This is a genomic window from Epilithonimonas xixisoli (assembly GCF_004365655.1).
Classification (GTDB): Bacteria; Bacteroidota; Bacteroidia; order Flavobacteriales; family Weeksellaceae; genus Epilithonimonas; species Epilithonimonas xixisoli.
Genome location: NZ_SOEO01000002.1, coordinates 387992 through 401695, shown reverse-complemented (window position 1 = coordinate 401695; position 13704 = coordinate 387992). Strand labels below are relative to the sequence as shown.

Below are 13704 nucleotides of genomic sequence, written 5' to 3'. Positions count from 1 at the left end.
TTTTTCAAATGACGATTTCTAAAGCGTTTCTGCAAACATTTATTTTGGCTCTGTTTATTACCATCGCAGGTATTTTAGGTAGTGCCATAGGACTATTTTTAAAATATCAAGAATATAGCATGCCGTTACTTTCAGCAATATTTTTTATGCTTAGTTACTGGTTATTCTACAAAATCATTTTAAGAAGAAAGCCAGAATTCAACGATATATCTTTTTTGAAAATTAATCATTTACATATTTTTCCAATAATTATAACCGCTATAGGGCTAAAACTATTTGAGCAACCGATTTATGATCTTCTGCGACCGCTAATTGTCTCTGACGAATTCAAAAACGTGATTCAAAATACACAATTTCGAAATAGAGAGCTCACTTTTACTTTTGTCTTCAATGCAATATCAGCATTAATAATAGCTCCAATATTTGAAGAACTATTTTTTAGAAAATATTTGTTGAATCATCTTTTGCTAAAGAATACTGTAAGAAATTCCATCGTAATTTCAAGTATTTGTTTTTCATTACTTCACCTCCCAAATTATCTTAACCTAATTCCAACTTTTTTGATGGGATTAATTTTGGGTTGTATAATGACAAAGACTAAGAATACATCTCTTTGCGTTCTATTTCATTTTACATTTAATTTGATTGTAACACTACTAAAATTATATGGTAAGCATCTTTATGAAAATTTGCACAATTTTAATTATAATAAGATCTATTGGCTATTGTGTTTGTTAGGAATTGTCTTTATCTGGTTAGGTTTGAAGAGTTTGCTAAAACAGAAGCTTAATAGAACAGTTTGAGCCTAATTTAAATTAAAAGCTATATGTTGTCTGAACTATATTTATTTCTTGGGATTTTAATTGGTGGAATTTTGGTTTTCGTTTTTATGAAATCAAATTCTGTCAGCAAGCGAAATTTTAATGAAGCCAATGAAAAACTGATTCGTGCGCAGGAGAATGAAAGCAATTATCAACAAAAAATTGACGAGCTAAAACTTTCAAACCTTGAATTAATCAAAGAAAATTCATCAATCCAAAAAAGTAAGGAGGAATTGCTTTTCACTAATGCGGAACTCAATGCACATTACAAAAATCTGCAAGACAAGCTTGAAAATCAGAAAGAGGATTTCGGAAAACTACAGGAAACGACTCGACTTCAGTTTGAAAAAACGGCGAATCAGATTTTAGAGCAAAAATCCGAAAAGTTTACGCAACTCAATCAAAATCAGTTAAAATTGATTCTTGAACCTTTTCAGGAAAAAATCAATGAACTGAAAAATACCGTGAGCGAAACGTATGATAAAGAATCCAAAGAACGTTTTTCTCTCGGCGAAAAAGTGCGTGAGCTGAAAGACCTTAATCAACAGATTTCCGAAGACGCAAAGCAGCTAACCAGAGCTCTGAAAGGCGAAAGCAAAACGCAGGGAAATTGGGGCGAAATGATTTTGGAAAGTATTTTGGAGAAATCTGGATTAAGGAAAAATCAGGAATACTTTATGGAGCACGAACTCCGGGATGAAAACAACAAAGCCATTTTCTCTGAATTTTCTGGCAAAAAAATGCGCCCTGATGCGGTTGTGAAATATCCTGACAACAGAAACGTCATCATCGACAGCAAAGTTTCTCTCACGGCTTTTGTAGAAATGACGGATGAAACCAATTCTGAAATTTTCATTCAAAAGCAAAATCTGCATCTACAGTCTGTAAAGAATCACATCTCACAACTCAGCCAGAAAGCGTATGATGATTTTGACAAATCCTTGGATTTTGTGATGATGTTTATACCAAGCGAAGCGGCTTATATTGCTGCTTTGCAAGCCGAGCCCAATCTTTGGAATTTTGCTTATGACAAAAGAATTTTATTATTAAGTCCCACCAATTTGATAACATCTTTGAAACTAATTCAGGATCTTTGGAAGCGCGAACATCAAAACCGAAATGCGATGGAGATTGCGGACAGAGGCGCGAAATTGTATGACAAATTTGTTGGATTTGTCGAAAATTTGGAACGAATAGGGAAAAATATCGATCAAGCTAAAAACGCTTACAACGATGCTTTCAAACAACTGAGTTCGGGAAATGATAACCTGATGATTCAAACTCAGAAATTGAAAAATCTGGGAATTAAAAATAAAAAATCACTACCCCAAAATCTGGAAAATGAAGATGAATTTTAAATGAATGAAGCTTTTTCGTTATCAAAATAAATCCTAAAAATCAATTGTTTAAATCAAAATTACGAGTGCAATTTTATTGAAACAAAATAAAAAACCAAAGATTGTCTTTGGTTTTTTTGTTGAAAAATAGTATCTTGTGAAAATCAGAAATTAAAATTTTAATGCTAGAAAAAAAAGAACATCAGTACGAAAAAGCGGTTTTGGTAGGATTAATTACCCAAAACCAAAGCGAGGATAAACTGATAGAATATATGGACGAACTGGAGTTTTTGGCTTTCACAGCTGGCGCTACAGTGGAAAAACGTTTTACCCAAAGATTGACTCAGCCAGATTCCAAAACTTTCGTAGGAAAAGGAAAAATGGAAGAAATCCGTGATTACGCAAAGGAACATAAAATAGGAACAGTCATTTTCGATGACGAATTGTCACCTTCCCAATTGAAAAATTTGGAGCGTGAAATGGAAGTCAAAATCCTAGACAGAACCAATTTGATTCTCGATATTTTTGCGCAAAGAGCGCAAACTTCTTACGCAAGAACTCAAGTGGAATTGGCTCAATATCAATATCTTCTTCCTCGATTGACCAGAATGTGGACGCACCTTGAGAGACAAAAAGGGGGAATCGGGATGCGTGGTCCTGGGGAAACGGAAATCGAAACTGATAGAAGGATTATCCGAGACAGAATCACGTTGCTAAAAGAAAAACTGAAAATCATCGATAAACAGATGGGAACGCAAAGACAAAACCGTGGCAAAACGGTGCGAACGGCTTTGGTTGGTTACACCAATGTTGGAAAATCTACCTTGATGAACGCTTTGTCAAAATCCGATGTTTTCGCTGAAAATAAGTTGTTTGCAACGCTGGATACAACGGTTCGTAAAGTCGTGATTGGGAATTTGCCTTTCCTTTTGACGGACACAGTTGGATTCATCAGAAAACTACCGACTCAATTGGTAGAAAGTTTCAAATCCACTTTGGATGAGGTTCGTGAGGCGGATTTGCTGATTCACGTGGTGGATATTTCTCACGAAAGTTTCGAAGACCACATCAATTCTGTCAATGAAATTCTACAGGAAATCGATGCACATCGCAAACCGATGATTATGGTTTTCAACAAAATCGATGATTTCACTTACGAAAAAAAGGATGAGGACGATTTGACGCCTGGTTCCAACAAAAATATTTCTTTGGAAGAATGGCAAAAAACGTGGATGGCAAAATCAAAATTCCCAACGGTTTTCATTTCAGCTTTGACGAAGGAAAACTTCCCCGAGATGAAAAAAATGATTTACGATGAGGTTCACAGGATTCACATTTCCCGTTTCCCATACAACGATTTGCTGTTCGAATATTTTGAAAACGAAGAGGAAAATTAATGAAAAAAAACATTGTCTTTTTCTTTTTGATGATTTCGGTTTTTGGGTTTTCTCAAAAATCGAATATCAATCTTGATAAAATTAAGAAGGAAATCCAAAATCAAGAATCGATTTATTTCTATGAAAAGATGGTCTATAAATTCCAAGGACTTCCCAAATCTATAGACAGTCTGGAAGCAATTCATCTTTATTACGGCAGAAATTTCATCAACAAAACCATCTCTACAAATGATAAAGCGTTCAAAGACCTATTGGAAGCTTTCAAACTAGAAAAGTACGATGAAACTGCTGCAAAAGCTAAGGATTTACTTTTCACAGACCCAACCAATTTGGATTTGCTGATGGTAATGTTGCAATGCTATGACCGTCAAAAAGATATTAAGAATTTTTCTCATTACTACGGTCAATTTCAGATTCTTACAAGAGCAATGTTAGATTCTGGCGATGGGAAGAGCGAGAAGTCTGCTTACCTTGTCAATTCCGTTGGTGATGAATATATTCTCATCAATGTCATCCAAATCCCAAGAGAAGCCACACGATCTTCAAAACCTGCGAAAGGTGGAATGTTCGACATTTGGGAAAACAATAACAAAAAAACCTACATCAAAGTAATCTATAATGACTTCTAGCGAGGTCCAAAATTTATATTAAAAAATACAATTAATGGAGTTATATTACTCATTCTCAGTTCTTATCGTCTTAGCGGCATTTTTCGCCTATATCAATTACAGAGTTCTCAAATTGCCAAGTACAATTGGGATTATGGTGATCGCGATTATCGTTTCTGTAACTTTGGTAGCATCTGGCGAAAACTTTTTGCCCAAAACCACCAGTCATCTTACCCAGCTTGTTCACAGTTTTGATTTTACCGAGGTTCTGATGGGAGCGATGCTTAACTTCCTGCTTTTTGCGGGAGGAATCCATATCAACATCAAAGATTTGAAGGAGCAGTTTGGTCCCGTCTTGATTTTTTCTACCGTTGGCGTTATCATTTCCACCTTTGCTGTCGGTTTTGGCGTTTATTATCTCTTGCCTTTGGTTGGTGTTCAGATGCCTTTGATTTACTGTATTGTTTTCGGAGCATTGATTTCCCCTACGGATCCTGTTGCGGTTTTGAGTGTTCTGAAGCAGGCAAAAGTTTCCAAATCTCTTGAGACAAAAGTTGCGGGAGAATCTTTGTTTAATGACGGGATGGCGGTAGTTGTTTTTACCGTTGTTTTGCAAATCGCAATCGGGAAAGATATTGATTTGAATGTCGAAAACATCGGACTTCTTTTATTGCGAGAAGCGGGTGGTGGATTGCTTTTGGGTGTGCTCTTGGGTTTTTCGGCGTCCAGAGCATTGCGTATGGTAGATGATTATATTATTTCTGTACTCATCACATTAGCAGTCGTGATGGGTGGTTATTTGATTGCCCGCGAAATGCATATTTCTGCACCTTTGGCAATGGTTGCGGCCGGATTGTTTATGGGGAATTTCAGCGAGAGTTTCAAAATGAAATCCGAAACGCAAGACTATTTGATTAAATTCTGGGAGTTGATAGATGAGATTATGAATGCTGTTCTGTTCCTGTTTATCGGTTTTGAATTGCTCTTAATCAAAGACTTAAATGAATATTTGATTGCAGGCGGAATTTGTATTATGATTGTATTGATTGCGCGTTGGGTTGCCATCTATGTTCCGACCAAGTTTATGTCTTTAAGGTACAGATTTAGTCCGCAAACTGTCAAAGTCTTGGTTTGGGGTGGAATCCGAGGTGGTGTTTCCATCGCATTGGCTTTATCGATTCCTATTAATGAGTACAGTCAGATTATCATCAGTATTACCTATTGTGTAGTGGTGTTTTCAATTATTGTTCAGGGACTTACGATTGCAAAAGTGGCAAATCCGAAGAAGATTGCAACAGAAGAACAAATAATGGAGAAAGAAATTCATTAATAAAATTAGAAAATGAAAATCATTGATGTAGAAAACTGGAAGAGAAAAGAACATTATCAATTTTTTTCCGGAATGAAAAGTCCTTATTTCGGAATTGTAACCGAAGTAGATTGCACAGAAACCTATCAATTGTCCAAAGACAGAAACGAATCTTTCTTCGCAAATTATCTTCATAAATCTATGAAAGCAATCAATGCGGTAGAAGAATTTGGATATAGAATTGTAAATGAAGAAGTTATAGCTTATGACATAGTTCACGTTGGTTCAACGATTGGACGGAATGATGGAACGTTTGGCTTCTCATATTTTGAATATTCTGATGATTTTCAAATCTTTAAGCAGAATTTACAAAAAGAAATTGATGAGGTTCAAAATTCAAATGGTTTAAGGATTAAAAACGAATCCCTTCCGCCTAATCACATCAGACATTCTACAATGCCTTGGACTAATTTTACGGGGTTGCTGCATCCAACAGATTTCGACCCGAAAGAATCGATTCCGAAAATTGTCTTTGGAAAATTCTCTGAAAAAAACGGCCGAAAAATGTTACCAATTTCTGTTGAAGGACATCACGGCTTGATGGATGGCTTTCATTTGGCGAAATATTTGGAAGCGTTTCAGAAGGAATTAAATTTAGAATAATGTCTTTAGCTCAAACAATTTCCAACGCGTTATCAGATTTATCAATTTCTGAAAATGTAGAAATTTTGCAAAAATTCTTCAAAACTGGAAAAGGCGAATATGCTGAAGGTGATTTGTTCATTGGTGTGAAAGTTCCAGACCAAAGAATTGTTGCGAAAGAATTTTACAATAAGATTTCTCTGGAAGAACTTTGCGAATTATTATCATCAAAAATCCACGAACATCGCTTGACGGCTTTGCTAATGTTGGTTTACAAATATGAAAAGACAAAAGATAAAAATCAGCAAAAAGAAATAGTCGCTTTTTATTTGAAACATACCAAACACATTAACAATTGGGATTTGGTAGATACGTCTTGTTACAAGATTTTAGGTCGATATTGTTTTGAAAATCAAGAATCTAAACTTCTTGAAAACCTTTCTAATTCCAAAAATATGTGGGAAATGCGAATGGCAATTGTCGGAACGATGCATCACATCAAAAAAGGAGAATTTGAATTAACAAAAGCTTTTGCGCTTAAAAATCTCCATCATCCACACGATTTGATGCACAAAGCCAACGGCTGGCTTCTCCGCGAAATGGGAAAGAAAAACGAATCCGAATTGCTGGATTTTCTTAATCTTCATTACAGAAATATGCCCAGAACTTGCCTCCGGTATGCGATTGAGAAACTGGACGAAAACTTACGACAAGATTATTTAAAAGGAAAAATCTAATGGATTATTTTTGGCTGAGACCACTTCTGCATTACTTTTTACACTTGATTTTTCCTATCGTGATTGCCTACGTTTTTTTCAGGAAAGATTGGAGAAAGGCTTATCTTATTATGTTGGGAACTATGATTGTAGATGCAGATCATCTTTTCAGCACACCTATTTTTGCGCCAGACCGCCTTAGTATCAATTTCCACCTTCTGCATACTTATTGGGCGATGGGAATTTATGTTTTGCTCTTGTTTTTCAAAGGCGCTCCACGGATTATCGGCGTTGGATTGTTATTCCATATGTTGACGGATTGGATTGATTATCAGCTGATAATGTGATAATTAATTTCCTCTTGCGTTCGCCATTTTGTGATTCATAATTCTGGCAATGTTCAAGGCTCGGGCAATTGCCGTTTCCGTATTTTCGCCTTCGAAATTCTCGTGAATCGTTTCTTCCCAAATCTGTAACCAACGGTTGAAATGTCTCTCTTCCAAAGCAGAAACTTCATTAATTGGAAAATGAACACGCATCGGATTGCCTTCATAAACTGGATTTCCCAGAAGAATGCTTTCCCAGAAATTGTACATTTTCGGCAGATGTTTACTCAGGTCGATTTTCGCAATATCTGTAAAGAAAAATCCAATCAAATCATCTTTTATCACTTTGTCGTAGAACTTATTGACCAAAATTTCTACGTCTTCTCTTGTGGTAATATCTTTCATATTTGACTTTTTTAGGTTAATGAAATCGACGTGTAATTCGAGATTAGCAATTTCATTATCACAAAGTTATGCCTTTTTAAAAGACGAAAAATAGGATTAATATCAGTTTTTGTATATTTGGTAAAAACAAGATTATGTACGTATTCACATTTTTACCGGCTTTGGTGATCCTTGGTTTTTTGACGTTCACGCTTTATAAGCATTTTGTGAAGAAAAATAAGCAAGATCTCAAGGCTTCGTTTCTTGTAGTATTAGGATTTTCTGTTGTTTGGTGCGGATTATATTACTTGGTTTTTTCTTAATAAAACCATTAGTTTTGCAAAATGGATCTCGAATTCTATAAAAAGCAAGCCCAACTGAAACAAAAAGACCACAGAAAATTTCTGGACGGACTCAAAAAGAAACCGCCAAAAAATCTGGATTATTTGGTGGTGGAAAAGCACGATGAAACTTTTCAGGAAATCGATTGCCTCGGTTGCGCCAATTGTTGCAAAACGACTGGTCCACTTTACGTAGAAAAAGACATCGAGCGGATATCCAAACATCTGCGAATGAAACCTGCAGATTTCGAAGCCAAATTTTTGAGAGTGGATGAAGACCAAGATAAAGTTTTACAAAATTTGCCTTGTTTCTTTTTGAATGATGACAATACTTGTTCTATCTACGACGTTCGTCCAAAAGCCTGTCGCGAATATCCTCACACAGACCGAAAAAAAATCTACCAAATCAATAATCTAACGATTCAAAACACTTTAATTTGTCCAGCGACATACGTGTTTGTGGAGAAATTAAAGAAGGTTTTGGAAAAGAATTAAAATTTCTTAAATAAGTTAAAGTTTGCTATAATTTTCATTTTCTTAAATTTTGGTTTGATATTTGGCGTTGATTATCAAATCATTAAAAATAAAGTATTATGAAAAAGTTAATCACAGCAACAGCATTTATAATGTTTGGGACAATGTTTATCTCCGCTCAAACCACTCAGAAAAGCGATAAGAAAGTAAGAATGGCAGAAAAACCAGCCAGCAGTACAGAAATGAAATTGGAAACCCAAGTTCAACCCAATGGAATGAACAGAACGGTGGACACAGCGACTATGAACAACAGGTCGAAAATGCAAACCAATCCAAACAGATTGCAACAAAATCAAACGATGCCAAACAATGGAACTTTGCAAAATCCAAATACAACCTTGCCGAATAATGGAATATTGCAAAATCCGAACACAACGAACCCAAACAATTCGACAATTCCGCAACAACCTTTGGGACCAAATAGTCCTACCAATCCAAATCCAAAAAGATAGATTAATTGGTGAATTTAAGAACAGCCAGAGTGTAATTACTCTGGTTTTTTTGTTTAAGAAAATTACTTTATGATTGCAAAATGTTCAATCTTATAAAATTGGTTTGATATTTGGCTTAGTTTTCTCAACATTAAAAATGAATATTATGAAAAAGATATTAATGACAGCTACTTTTCTCGCTTTCGGAACAGTTTTAATGACTGCTCAGACGACAAAAGAAGTACAAACAAAATCATCGACAAAGAAAACCGCACTCAAATCGGCAAACCTTAGTAAGCAAAGCAATTCATCAAAAATGGTTGATACTGCTAATATTGAGCAAAGACAAAAAGAGGCAGATGGAAAAATAATCAGTCCAGATGGACCACACGGAGATGGCTTGACAGATGAGGCTACAAAACCATCACAAATACATCCACGACCAGGACAAACAGAATAAAAAAACCAGAGCAAATCGCTCTGGTTTTTGTTTATGCTTTCCAATCTACAACAGCCTTTATAAAAGCTTCCGCATTTTCAACCGGAATATTTGGTAAAATCCCGTGTCCGAGATTCACAATGTATTTATCTTTTCCAAAACGGTCAATCATCTCGTGAACCATTTTTCTAATAGTTGCCGGAGTTGAGTGTAATCTCGAAGGGTCAAAATTCCCCTGAAGCGTCACAGAATTATTCGTGAATTGTCTCGCCAATTCCGGCGTAATCGTCCAGTCAACGCCCAAAGCCGAAGCTTTAGATTTCGTCATGTCTTCCAACGCAAACCAACAGCCTTTCCCAAAAACCACAACGTGCGTTAATGGTGCGAGAGCTTCCACGATTTGATTGATGTATTGCCAAGAAAACTCCTGATAATCGGCAGGCGAAAGCATTCCGCCCCAAGAATCGAAAACCTGAACAGCAGAAACACCTTTCTCCACTTTTCGTTTCAGATAAGCAATCGTCGTGTCCGTGATTTTTTGTAATAATTTGTGCGCCGCTTCCGTTTGTAAGAAGCAAAATGACTTCGCAATATTGAAATCCTTAGAACCTCTTCCCTCAATGCAATAACAGAAAATCGTCCAAGGCGAACCCGCAAATCCAATCAACGGAATCTCATTGTCCAGCTTTTCCAAAGTCATTTCTATCGCATCGAAAACGTAGCCCAACGTGTCGTTTACGTCCGGAACAATCACATCATCAACTTGTTGAGCCGTTCTGATAGGTTCATCCAACCAAGGTCCAACAGATTCTTTCATTTTGAAATCGATGCCCATCGCTTGCGGAACCACCAAAATATCCGAGAACAAAATCGCCGCGTCCAAAGGAAATCTTCTAATCGGCTGAACCGTAATTTCCGAGGCCAATTCCGGCGTCTGGCATCTGGTGAAAAAGTCGTATTTGTCGCGCAACGCAATGAATTCCGGCAAGTATCTTCCGGCTTGTCTCATCATCCACACAGGCGGTCTGTCCACGGTTTCGCCTCGCAAGGCCTTCAAGTATAGGTCGTTTTTTATCATTTTCTTAAATTATTTTGGGCGCCTTTTTCCGCCTTCCGTTCCCAATCTTTTTGCCTCAGCTTTTCCAGCCACAAAAAAGGATTTCCACTCAAGTCGGGGCGCGCTTCGCAAAGTTTCAACTTTAGTCTTCCAAATCAGTTTTCCCAAAAGTTGAACTTTCCTTAGAAATCAAATTCAACAAATCGGCTAACGTATTTTTATGACTTGTAATTATTTTATTTTCTGTGAGTTTCTTCAATTCCGCAGTCGTCGTTTTTCCAATCGAAAAAATCTTCAAATCCTCCAAACCGTTGAACTTCGCAAAACTACGAACTCCACTCGGACTGAAGAAAACCACAGCCTGATATTTCTCATTGATTTTTGGAAACAGCAATTCGGTTCTGTAAACAGGGATTTTCTTATAAGAAATATTTTGCAAGGGCAATTTCTCATCCAAAACATCCAACGCCAAATCGCCACAAAAATGCAAAAACTTCTCGTTCACAGAATTCTCCGTGATAAACTGAGACAATTCGCTCGCATTCTTACAAAGTTTAAAAGTCCCAAAATTTTGTTTCCTCAATTCCTTTTTCGTCTGCGAACCAACGGCGTAAATTTTATTGTAATTCTTCTCAGCAAAATTCTCATTCGCATCAAAACCGTTTTCGAAGAACGCTTTCACGCCATTCACACTCGTGAAAATCAAGGAATAATTCTTCAAACCGAAAGTTTTCGTTTTAATGAATTCCGTTTTGATGACCTCCACAAAATCAACCGACATTTCCGTTCCCAATTTCTCAGCAACTTCTTTTTTGTCCAATGATTTTGTAAAAAGGATTTTCATATTTATAAAGTCTTCGAAAACCTCAGACTGACATTGCTAAAACATTATTTTGTCATTCCAGAGAAATCTCAACAGCACTTGATTTCTAATCTTTGTATTCTTTGTGAATTTTTACCACAAGGTTCACTAAGTTTTTTCACGAAGAACACAAGGTTTGCATTAATTTGTGTACTTTGTGAAAGCCTTTGTGTCTATTGTGGTTAAGTGTTTTACAAACTTTTTCTAATCTCGTCCATCAATTCTTTCCCGCCGTTTTCCAAAACCTTCAAAGCTAATTTCGCTCCAAAATTCTCAGATTCGTTCCAGTCAAAAATCTCATCTGTTTCAATGCAATCTTTTCCATCCAGCGAACAAAGTCTTCCAACAAAGCGGATTTGATTTCCAATCAATTCAGCTTTTGCACCAATTGGAGCCGTACAACCGCCTTCCAAAGTTTTCAGAAATTCTCTTTCTATCGTAATGCAAATCTCAGTTTCCTTATGAGAAATTGATTTTAAAATATCGCTCAATTCTGGATTGTCAATTTTACTGGCAATTGCAACCACACCTTGCGATGGCGCTTGCAACAAAAACGGAATTTGTTCATATTCAACATCCAGATTCATTCTTTTGATTCCTGCTAAAGAGAAAAGTGTCGCATTAGCAACGCCGTCATCCAGTTTTTTCAATCGCGTTTGAACATTTCCTCGGATATCCGTGAATTCAGTTTCTGGAAATTCCTTCAACCAAAAAGCGCGTCTTCTCAAACTGCTGGTCGCAATTTTTAAAGTATTTAAATCTAAAGCTTCCGCATCTTTATTTCTCACCAAGACATCTTCCGGAAAATCTCTTTCCAAAACTGCAGAAATCTGAACATTTTCTGGTAAAAGCGTTGGAACATCTTTTAAGGAATGAACCGCAATATCGATTTCATCATTAAGCAAAGCAATATCCAAATCTTTCGTGAAAATTCCTGTGATTCCCAATGCGTAAAGCGGTTGGTTTAGGTTTTTGTCACCAGAACTGATGATTGGAACGATTTCAGTTTGGAGTCCAAGATTCTGAAGTTTAGCTTCAACTTCGTGAGCCTGCCAAAGGGCAAGCGGACTATTTCTGGTTCCGATTCTTATGATTTTCATTAGTATTTTACTGTTTGTGGATGTCGAGGATTTCCTCCATCAATTTTGTGATTTCGTCGGCGCGGGAAGGATTTTCCATAATATATTTCGCAAATCGATTCGTGATTTTCTGAACCAGATTGTTGGACAGTTCCATATCCTCGATTTTGGCGTAATGAAATTTCTTATGAATATTGTGCATTTCATTTTCCTCTATTTTCTTCAAAGAATTTTTGAAATGATTGATTTGAGGTGCGAGTTTTCTTTTCTTTTCCCAATCTGCAAATTCCTTTGCCATTTCTTTGATGATACCTTCCGCTTTCGGGATTTCTTTCTTGCGTTGTTCCATCGTTTCTTGGATGGTTTGCGAAAGTTGGTCCACATCTATCAAAGTTACGTTTTCCAATTTCCCGATTTCTTTCTGAACATTATTTGGAATTGAAAGGTCAATGACAAGCATTTCCTTATTCTTAGGAAAATTACTTTCATCAATAATATATTTCTGAGCGCCAGTTGCTACAATCAGCACATCGGTTTGTTTCAGTTCATCTGGGAAACTATTGAAATCGATTTGTGGAATGTTGTATTTGTCAGCAATTTTCTCAGCTTTTTCAAAAGAACGGTTCGCAATTTTTATTTTAGGCTGATAAATGTGCTTAACGAGATTTTCAATCGTGTTTTGTCCAATGTCGCCAACGCCAAGAAGCAAAATATTTTTCTCGTGAAGTTGATTTGTATGATTCAAAATATAATGAACCGCCGCGTAGGAAACTGAAGCCGAACCGGTGCTGATTCCAGTTTCATTTTTGATTCTTTTCGAAATTTGAATTGATGAATTAATCGCGCGTTCCAAATAAGGATTAGAAAAATCTTTATATTTTTTGAATCGATGATAAGCGTTCTTGATTTGAGAAACAATCTCAAAATCACCAATAATCTGACTTTCCAAACCTGCCGCGACACGAAAAAGATGAAATAAAGCATCCTCACGTTGAATCACATTGACATATTTCAAAAAATCTGAAAGCTGAACGCCAACTGTGTTACAGTACAATTCTGCAATATGAAGATAATTCTTGGTCGTAGAGTAGATTTCGGTTCTGTTGCAAGTGGAAACCACAAATGCATCACCAAGGTCTTGCTCGTGAATCTGGTTGGCAAAAGATTTTATGTGGTCATCAAAAAAAGCAAATTTTCCACGGATTTCGGCATCGGCTTTTTCATAACTGATGCTCAAGACTGCAAAATCTGATGTTTGATGAAATTTATGTTTTGGACTCATTTTCAGTTTGCAAAATTACGATTTTTAAAACAAAGACTCTTTCTGAATTTCATTTTTGAAAATTGATAAAATCTATAAACTCAAGTCAAAATCATATTAAGATAATAATGTTTTAGGGGATTTATTGTTAGAGTAATAA

At 36.3% G+C, this 13704-nt stretch carries 17 protein-coding genes; 12 read left to right on the top strand and 5 right to left on the bottom strand.

Annotation, left to right across the window (positions count from 1 at the left end):
- Positions 1 to 8: 8 nt before the first annotated feature.
- The 8 genes from B0I22_RS09200 to B0I22_RS09165 all read left to right on the top strand — a co-directional run bounded on the left by B0I22_RS09200 (position 9) and on the right by B0I22_RS09165 (position 7177).
- Positions 9 to 803, top strand: a complete 795-nt coding sequence (locus tag B0I22_RS09200; protein ID WP_133944368.1) for a CPBP family intramembrane glutamic endopeptidase — start codon at positions 9 to 11, stop codon at positions 801 to 803.
- 23 nt (positions 804 to 826) lie between these two features.
- Complete coding sequence (locus B0I22_RS09195) at positions 827 to 2179, top strand: DNA recombination protein RmuC (RefSeq protein WP_133944367.1); 1353 nt, start codon at positions 827 to 829, stop codon at positions 2177 to 2179.
- A gap of 161 nt (positions 2180 to 2340) precedes the next feature.
- Positions 2341 to 3555: a GTPase HflX gene (hflX, locus tag B0I22_RS09190; protein ID WP_133944366.1), complete on the top strand. Its 1215-nt coding sequence runs from the start codon at positions 2341 to 2343 to the stop codon at positions 3553 to 3555.
- Positions 3555 to 4184 (top strand): DUF4919 domain-containing protein, encoded by a 630-nt coding sequence (locus tag B0I22_RS09185; RefSeq protein WP_133944365.1) that lies wholly within the window; start codon positions 3555 to 3557, stop codon positions 4182 to 4184. Before hflX ends, B0I22_RS09185 begins: the two co-directional genes overlap by 1 nt.
- Positions 4185 to 4218: 34 nt before the next feature.
- The gene (locus B0I22_RS09180) at positions 4219 to 5493 is read left to right on the top strand and encodes a cation:proton antiporter (RefSeq protein ID WP_133944364.1); all 1275 of its coding nucleotides are present in this window, start codon (positions 4219 to 4221) and stop codon (positions 5491 to 5493) included.
- Positions 5494 to 5505: 12 nt separating this feature from the next.
- Complete coding sequence (locus B0I22_RS09175; RefSeq protein ID WP_133944363.1) at positions 5506 to 6135, top strand: chloramphenicol acetyltransferase; 630 nt, start codon at positions 5506 to 5508, stop codon at positions 6133 to 6135.
- On the top strand, positions 6135 to 6851 hold the full coding sequence (locus B0I22_RS09170) for a DNA alkylation repair protein (protein ID WP_133944362.1): 717 nt from the start codon (positions 6135 to 6137) through the stop codon (positions 6849 to 6851). The genes B0I22_RS09175 and B0I22_RS09170 overlap by 1 nt, the downstream gene beginning before the upstream one ends.
- A complete protein-coding gene (locus tag B0I22_RS09165) occupies positions 6851 to 7177 on the top strand; it encodes a DUF6122 family protein (protein ID WP_133944361.1) in 327 nt (108 codons plus the stop codon). Before B0I22_RS09170 ends, B0I22_RS09165 begins: the two co-directional genes overlap by 1 nt.
- A 3-nt stretch (positions 7178 to 7180) precedes the next feature.
- Here B0I22_RS09165 and B0I22_RS09160 read toward each other — a convergent pair whose 3' ends face one another.
- Positions 7181 to 7561: a group III truncated hemoglobin gene (locus tag B0I22_RS09160; RefSeq protein WP_133944360.1), complete on the bottom strand. Its 381-nt coding sequence runs from the start codon at positions 7559 to 7561 to the stop codon at positions 7181 to 7183.
- Positions 7562 to 7695: 134 nt separating this feature from the next.
- On the opposite strand from B0I22_RS09160, the gene B0I22_RS16145 reads away from it, so the two are divergent.
- The 4 genes from B0I22_RS16145 (at position 7696) to B0I22_RS09145 (ending at position 9306) form a co-directional block, all read left to right on the top strand.
- On the top strand, positions 7696 to 7863 hold the full coding sequence (locus B0I22_RS16145) for a hypothetical protein (RefSeq protein WP_166668211.1): 168 nt from the start codon (positions 7696 to 7698) through the stop codon (positions 7861 to 7863).
- 21 nt (positions 7864 to 7884) lie between these two features.
- Positions 7885 to 8376: a YkgJ family cysteine cluster protein gene (locus B0I22_RS09155; RefSeq protein WP_133944359.1), complete on the top strand. Its 492-nt coding sequence runs from the start codon at positions 7885 to 7887 to the stop codon at positions 8374 to 8376.
- A 98-nt stretch (positions 8377 to 8474) separates the two neighbouring features.
- Positions 8475 to 8867, top strand: coding sequence for a hypothetical protein (locus B0I22_RS09150; RefSeq protein ID WP_133944358.1), 393 nt, complete (start codon positions 8475 to 8477; stop codon positions 8865 to 8867).
- A 145-nt stretch (positions 8868 to 9012) separates the two neighbouring features.
- Positions 9013 to 9306: a hypothetical protein gene (locus B0I22_RS09145; RefSeq protein WP_166668210.1), complete on the top strand. Its 294-nt coding sequence runs from the start codon at positions 9013 to 9015 to the stop codon at positions 9304 to 9306.
- A 31-nt stretch (positions 9307 to 9337) separates the two neighbouring features.
- On the opposite strand, the gene hemE is transcribed toward B0I22_RS09145, so the two are convergent.
- From hemE to hemA, 4 genes are all read right to left on the bottom strand, one after another.
- Entirely contained in the window at positions 9338 to 10363 is a 1026-nt protein-coding gene (gene hemE / locus B0I22_RS09140; protein WP_133944356.1) for a uroporphyrinogen decarboxylase, read from the bottom strand.
- A 121-nt stretch (positions 10364 to 10484) separates the two neighbouring features.
- Positions 10485 to 11186 (bottom strand): uroporphyrinogen-III synthase, encoded by a 702-nt coding sequence (locus B0I22_RS09135; RefSeq protein WP_133944355.1) that lies wholly within the window; start codon positions 11184 to 11186, stop codon positions 10485 to 10487.
- Between the two features lie 209 nt (positions 11187 to 11395).
- Entirely contained in the window at positions 11396 to 12304 is a 909-nt protein-coding gene (hemC, locus tag B0I22_RS09130) for a hydroxymethylbilane synthase (RefSeq protein ID WP_133944354.1), read from the bottom strand.
- A gap of 7 nt (positions 12305 to 12311) precedes the next feature.
- A complete protein-coding gene (gene hemA / locus B0I22_RS09125; protein WP_133944353.1) occupies positions 12312 to 13565 on the bottom strand; it encodes a glutamyl-tRNA reductase in 1254 nt (417 codons plus the stop codon).
- Positions 13566 to 13704: the final 139 nt, after the last annotated feature.

Coding starts and splice junctions, on each gene's coding strand:
- B0I22_RS09200 (WP_133944368.1), top strand. CDS start 9: ATGACGATTTCTAAAGCGTTTCTGCAAACATTTATTTTGGCTCTGTTT.
- B0I22_RS09195 (WP_133944367.1), top strand. CDS start 827: ATGTTGTCTGAACTATATTTATTTCTTGGGATTTTAATTGGTGGAATT.
- hflX (WP_133944366.1), top strand. CDS start 2,341: ATGCTAGAAAAAAAAGAACATCAGTACGAAAAAGCGGTTTTGGTAGGA.
- B0I22_RS09185 (WP_133944365.1), top strand. CDS start 3,555: ATGAAAAAAAACATTGTCTTTTTCTTTTTGATGATTTCGGTTTTTGGG.
- B0I22_RS09180 (WP_133944364.1), top strand. CDS start 4,219: ATGGAGTTATATTACTCATTCTCAGTTCTTATCGTCTTAGCGGCATTT.
- B0I22_RS09175 (WP_133944363.1), top strand. CDS start 5,506: ATGAAAATCATTGATGTAGAAAACTGGAAGAGAAAAGAACATTATCAA.
- B0I22_RS09170 (WP_133944362.1), top strand. CDS start 6,135: ATGTCTTTAGCTCAAACAATTTCCAACGCGTTATCAGATTTATCAATT.
- B0I22_RS09165 (WP_133944361.1), top strand. CDS start 6,851: ATGGATTATTTTTGGCTGAGACCACTTCTGCATTACTTTTTACACTTG.
- B0I22_RS09160 (WP_133944360.1), bottom strand. CDS start 7,561: ATGAAAGATATTACCACAAGAGAAGACGTAGAAATTTTGGTCAATAAG.
- B0I22_RS16145 (WP_166668211.1), top strand. CDS start 7,696: ATGTACGTATTCACATTTTTACCGGCTTTGGTGATCCTTGGTTTTTTG.
- B0I22_RS09155 (WP_133944359.1), top strand. CDS start 7,885: ATGGATCTCGAATTCTATAAAAAGCAAGCCCAACTGAAACAAAAAGAC.
- B0I22_RS09150 (WP_133944358.1), top strand. CDS start 8,475: ATGAAAAAGTTAATCACAGCAACAGCATTTATAATGTTTGGGACAATG.
- B0I22_RS09145 (WP_166668210.1), top strand. CDS start 9,013: ATGAAAAAGATATTAATGACAGCTACTTTTCTCGCTTTCGGAACAGTT.
- hemE (WP_133944356.1), bottom strand. CDS start 10,363: ATGATAAAAAACGACCTATACTTGAAGGCCTTGCGAGGCGAAACCGTG.
- B0I22_RS09135 (WP_133944355.1), bottom strand. CDS start 11,186: ATGAAAATCCTTTTTACAAAATCATTGGACAAAAAAGAAGTTGCTGAG.
- hemC (WP_133944354.1), bottom strand. CDS start 12,304: ATGAAAATCATAAGAATCGGAACCAGAAATAGTCCGCTTGCCCTTTGG.
- hemA (WP_133944353.1), bottom strand. CDS start 13,565: ATGAGTCCAAAACATAAATTTCATCAAACATCAGATTTTGCAGTCTTG.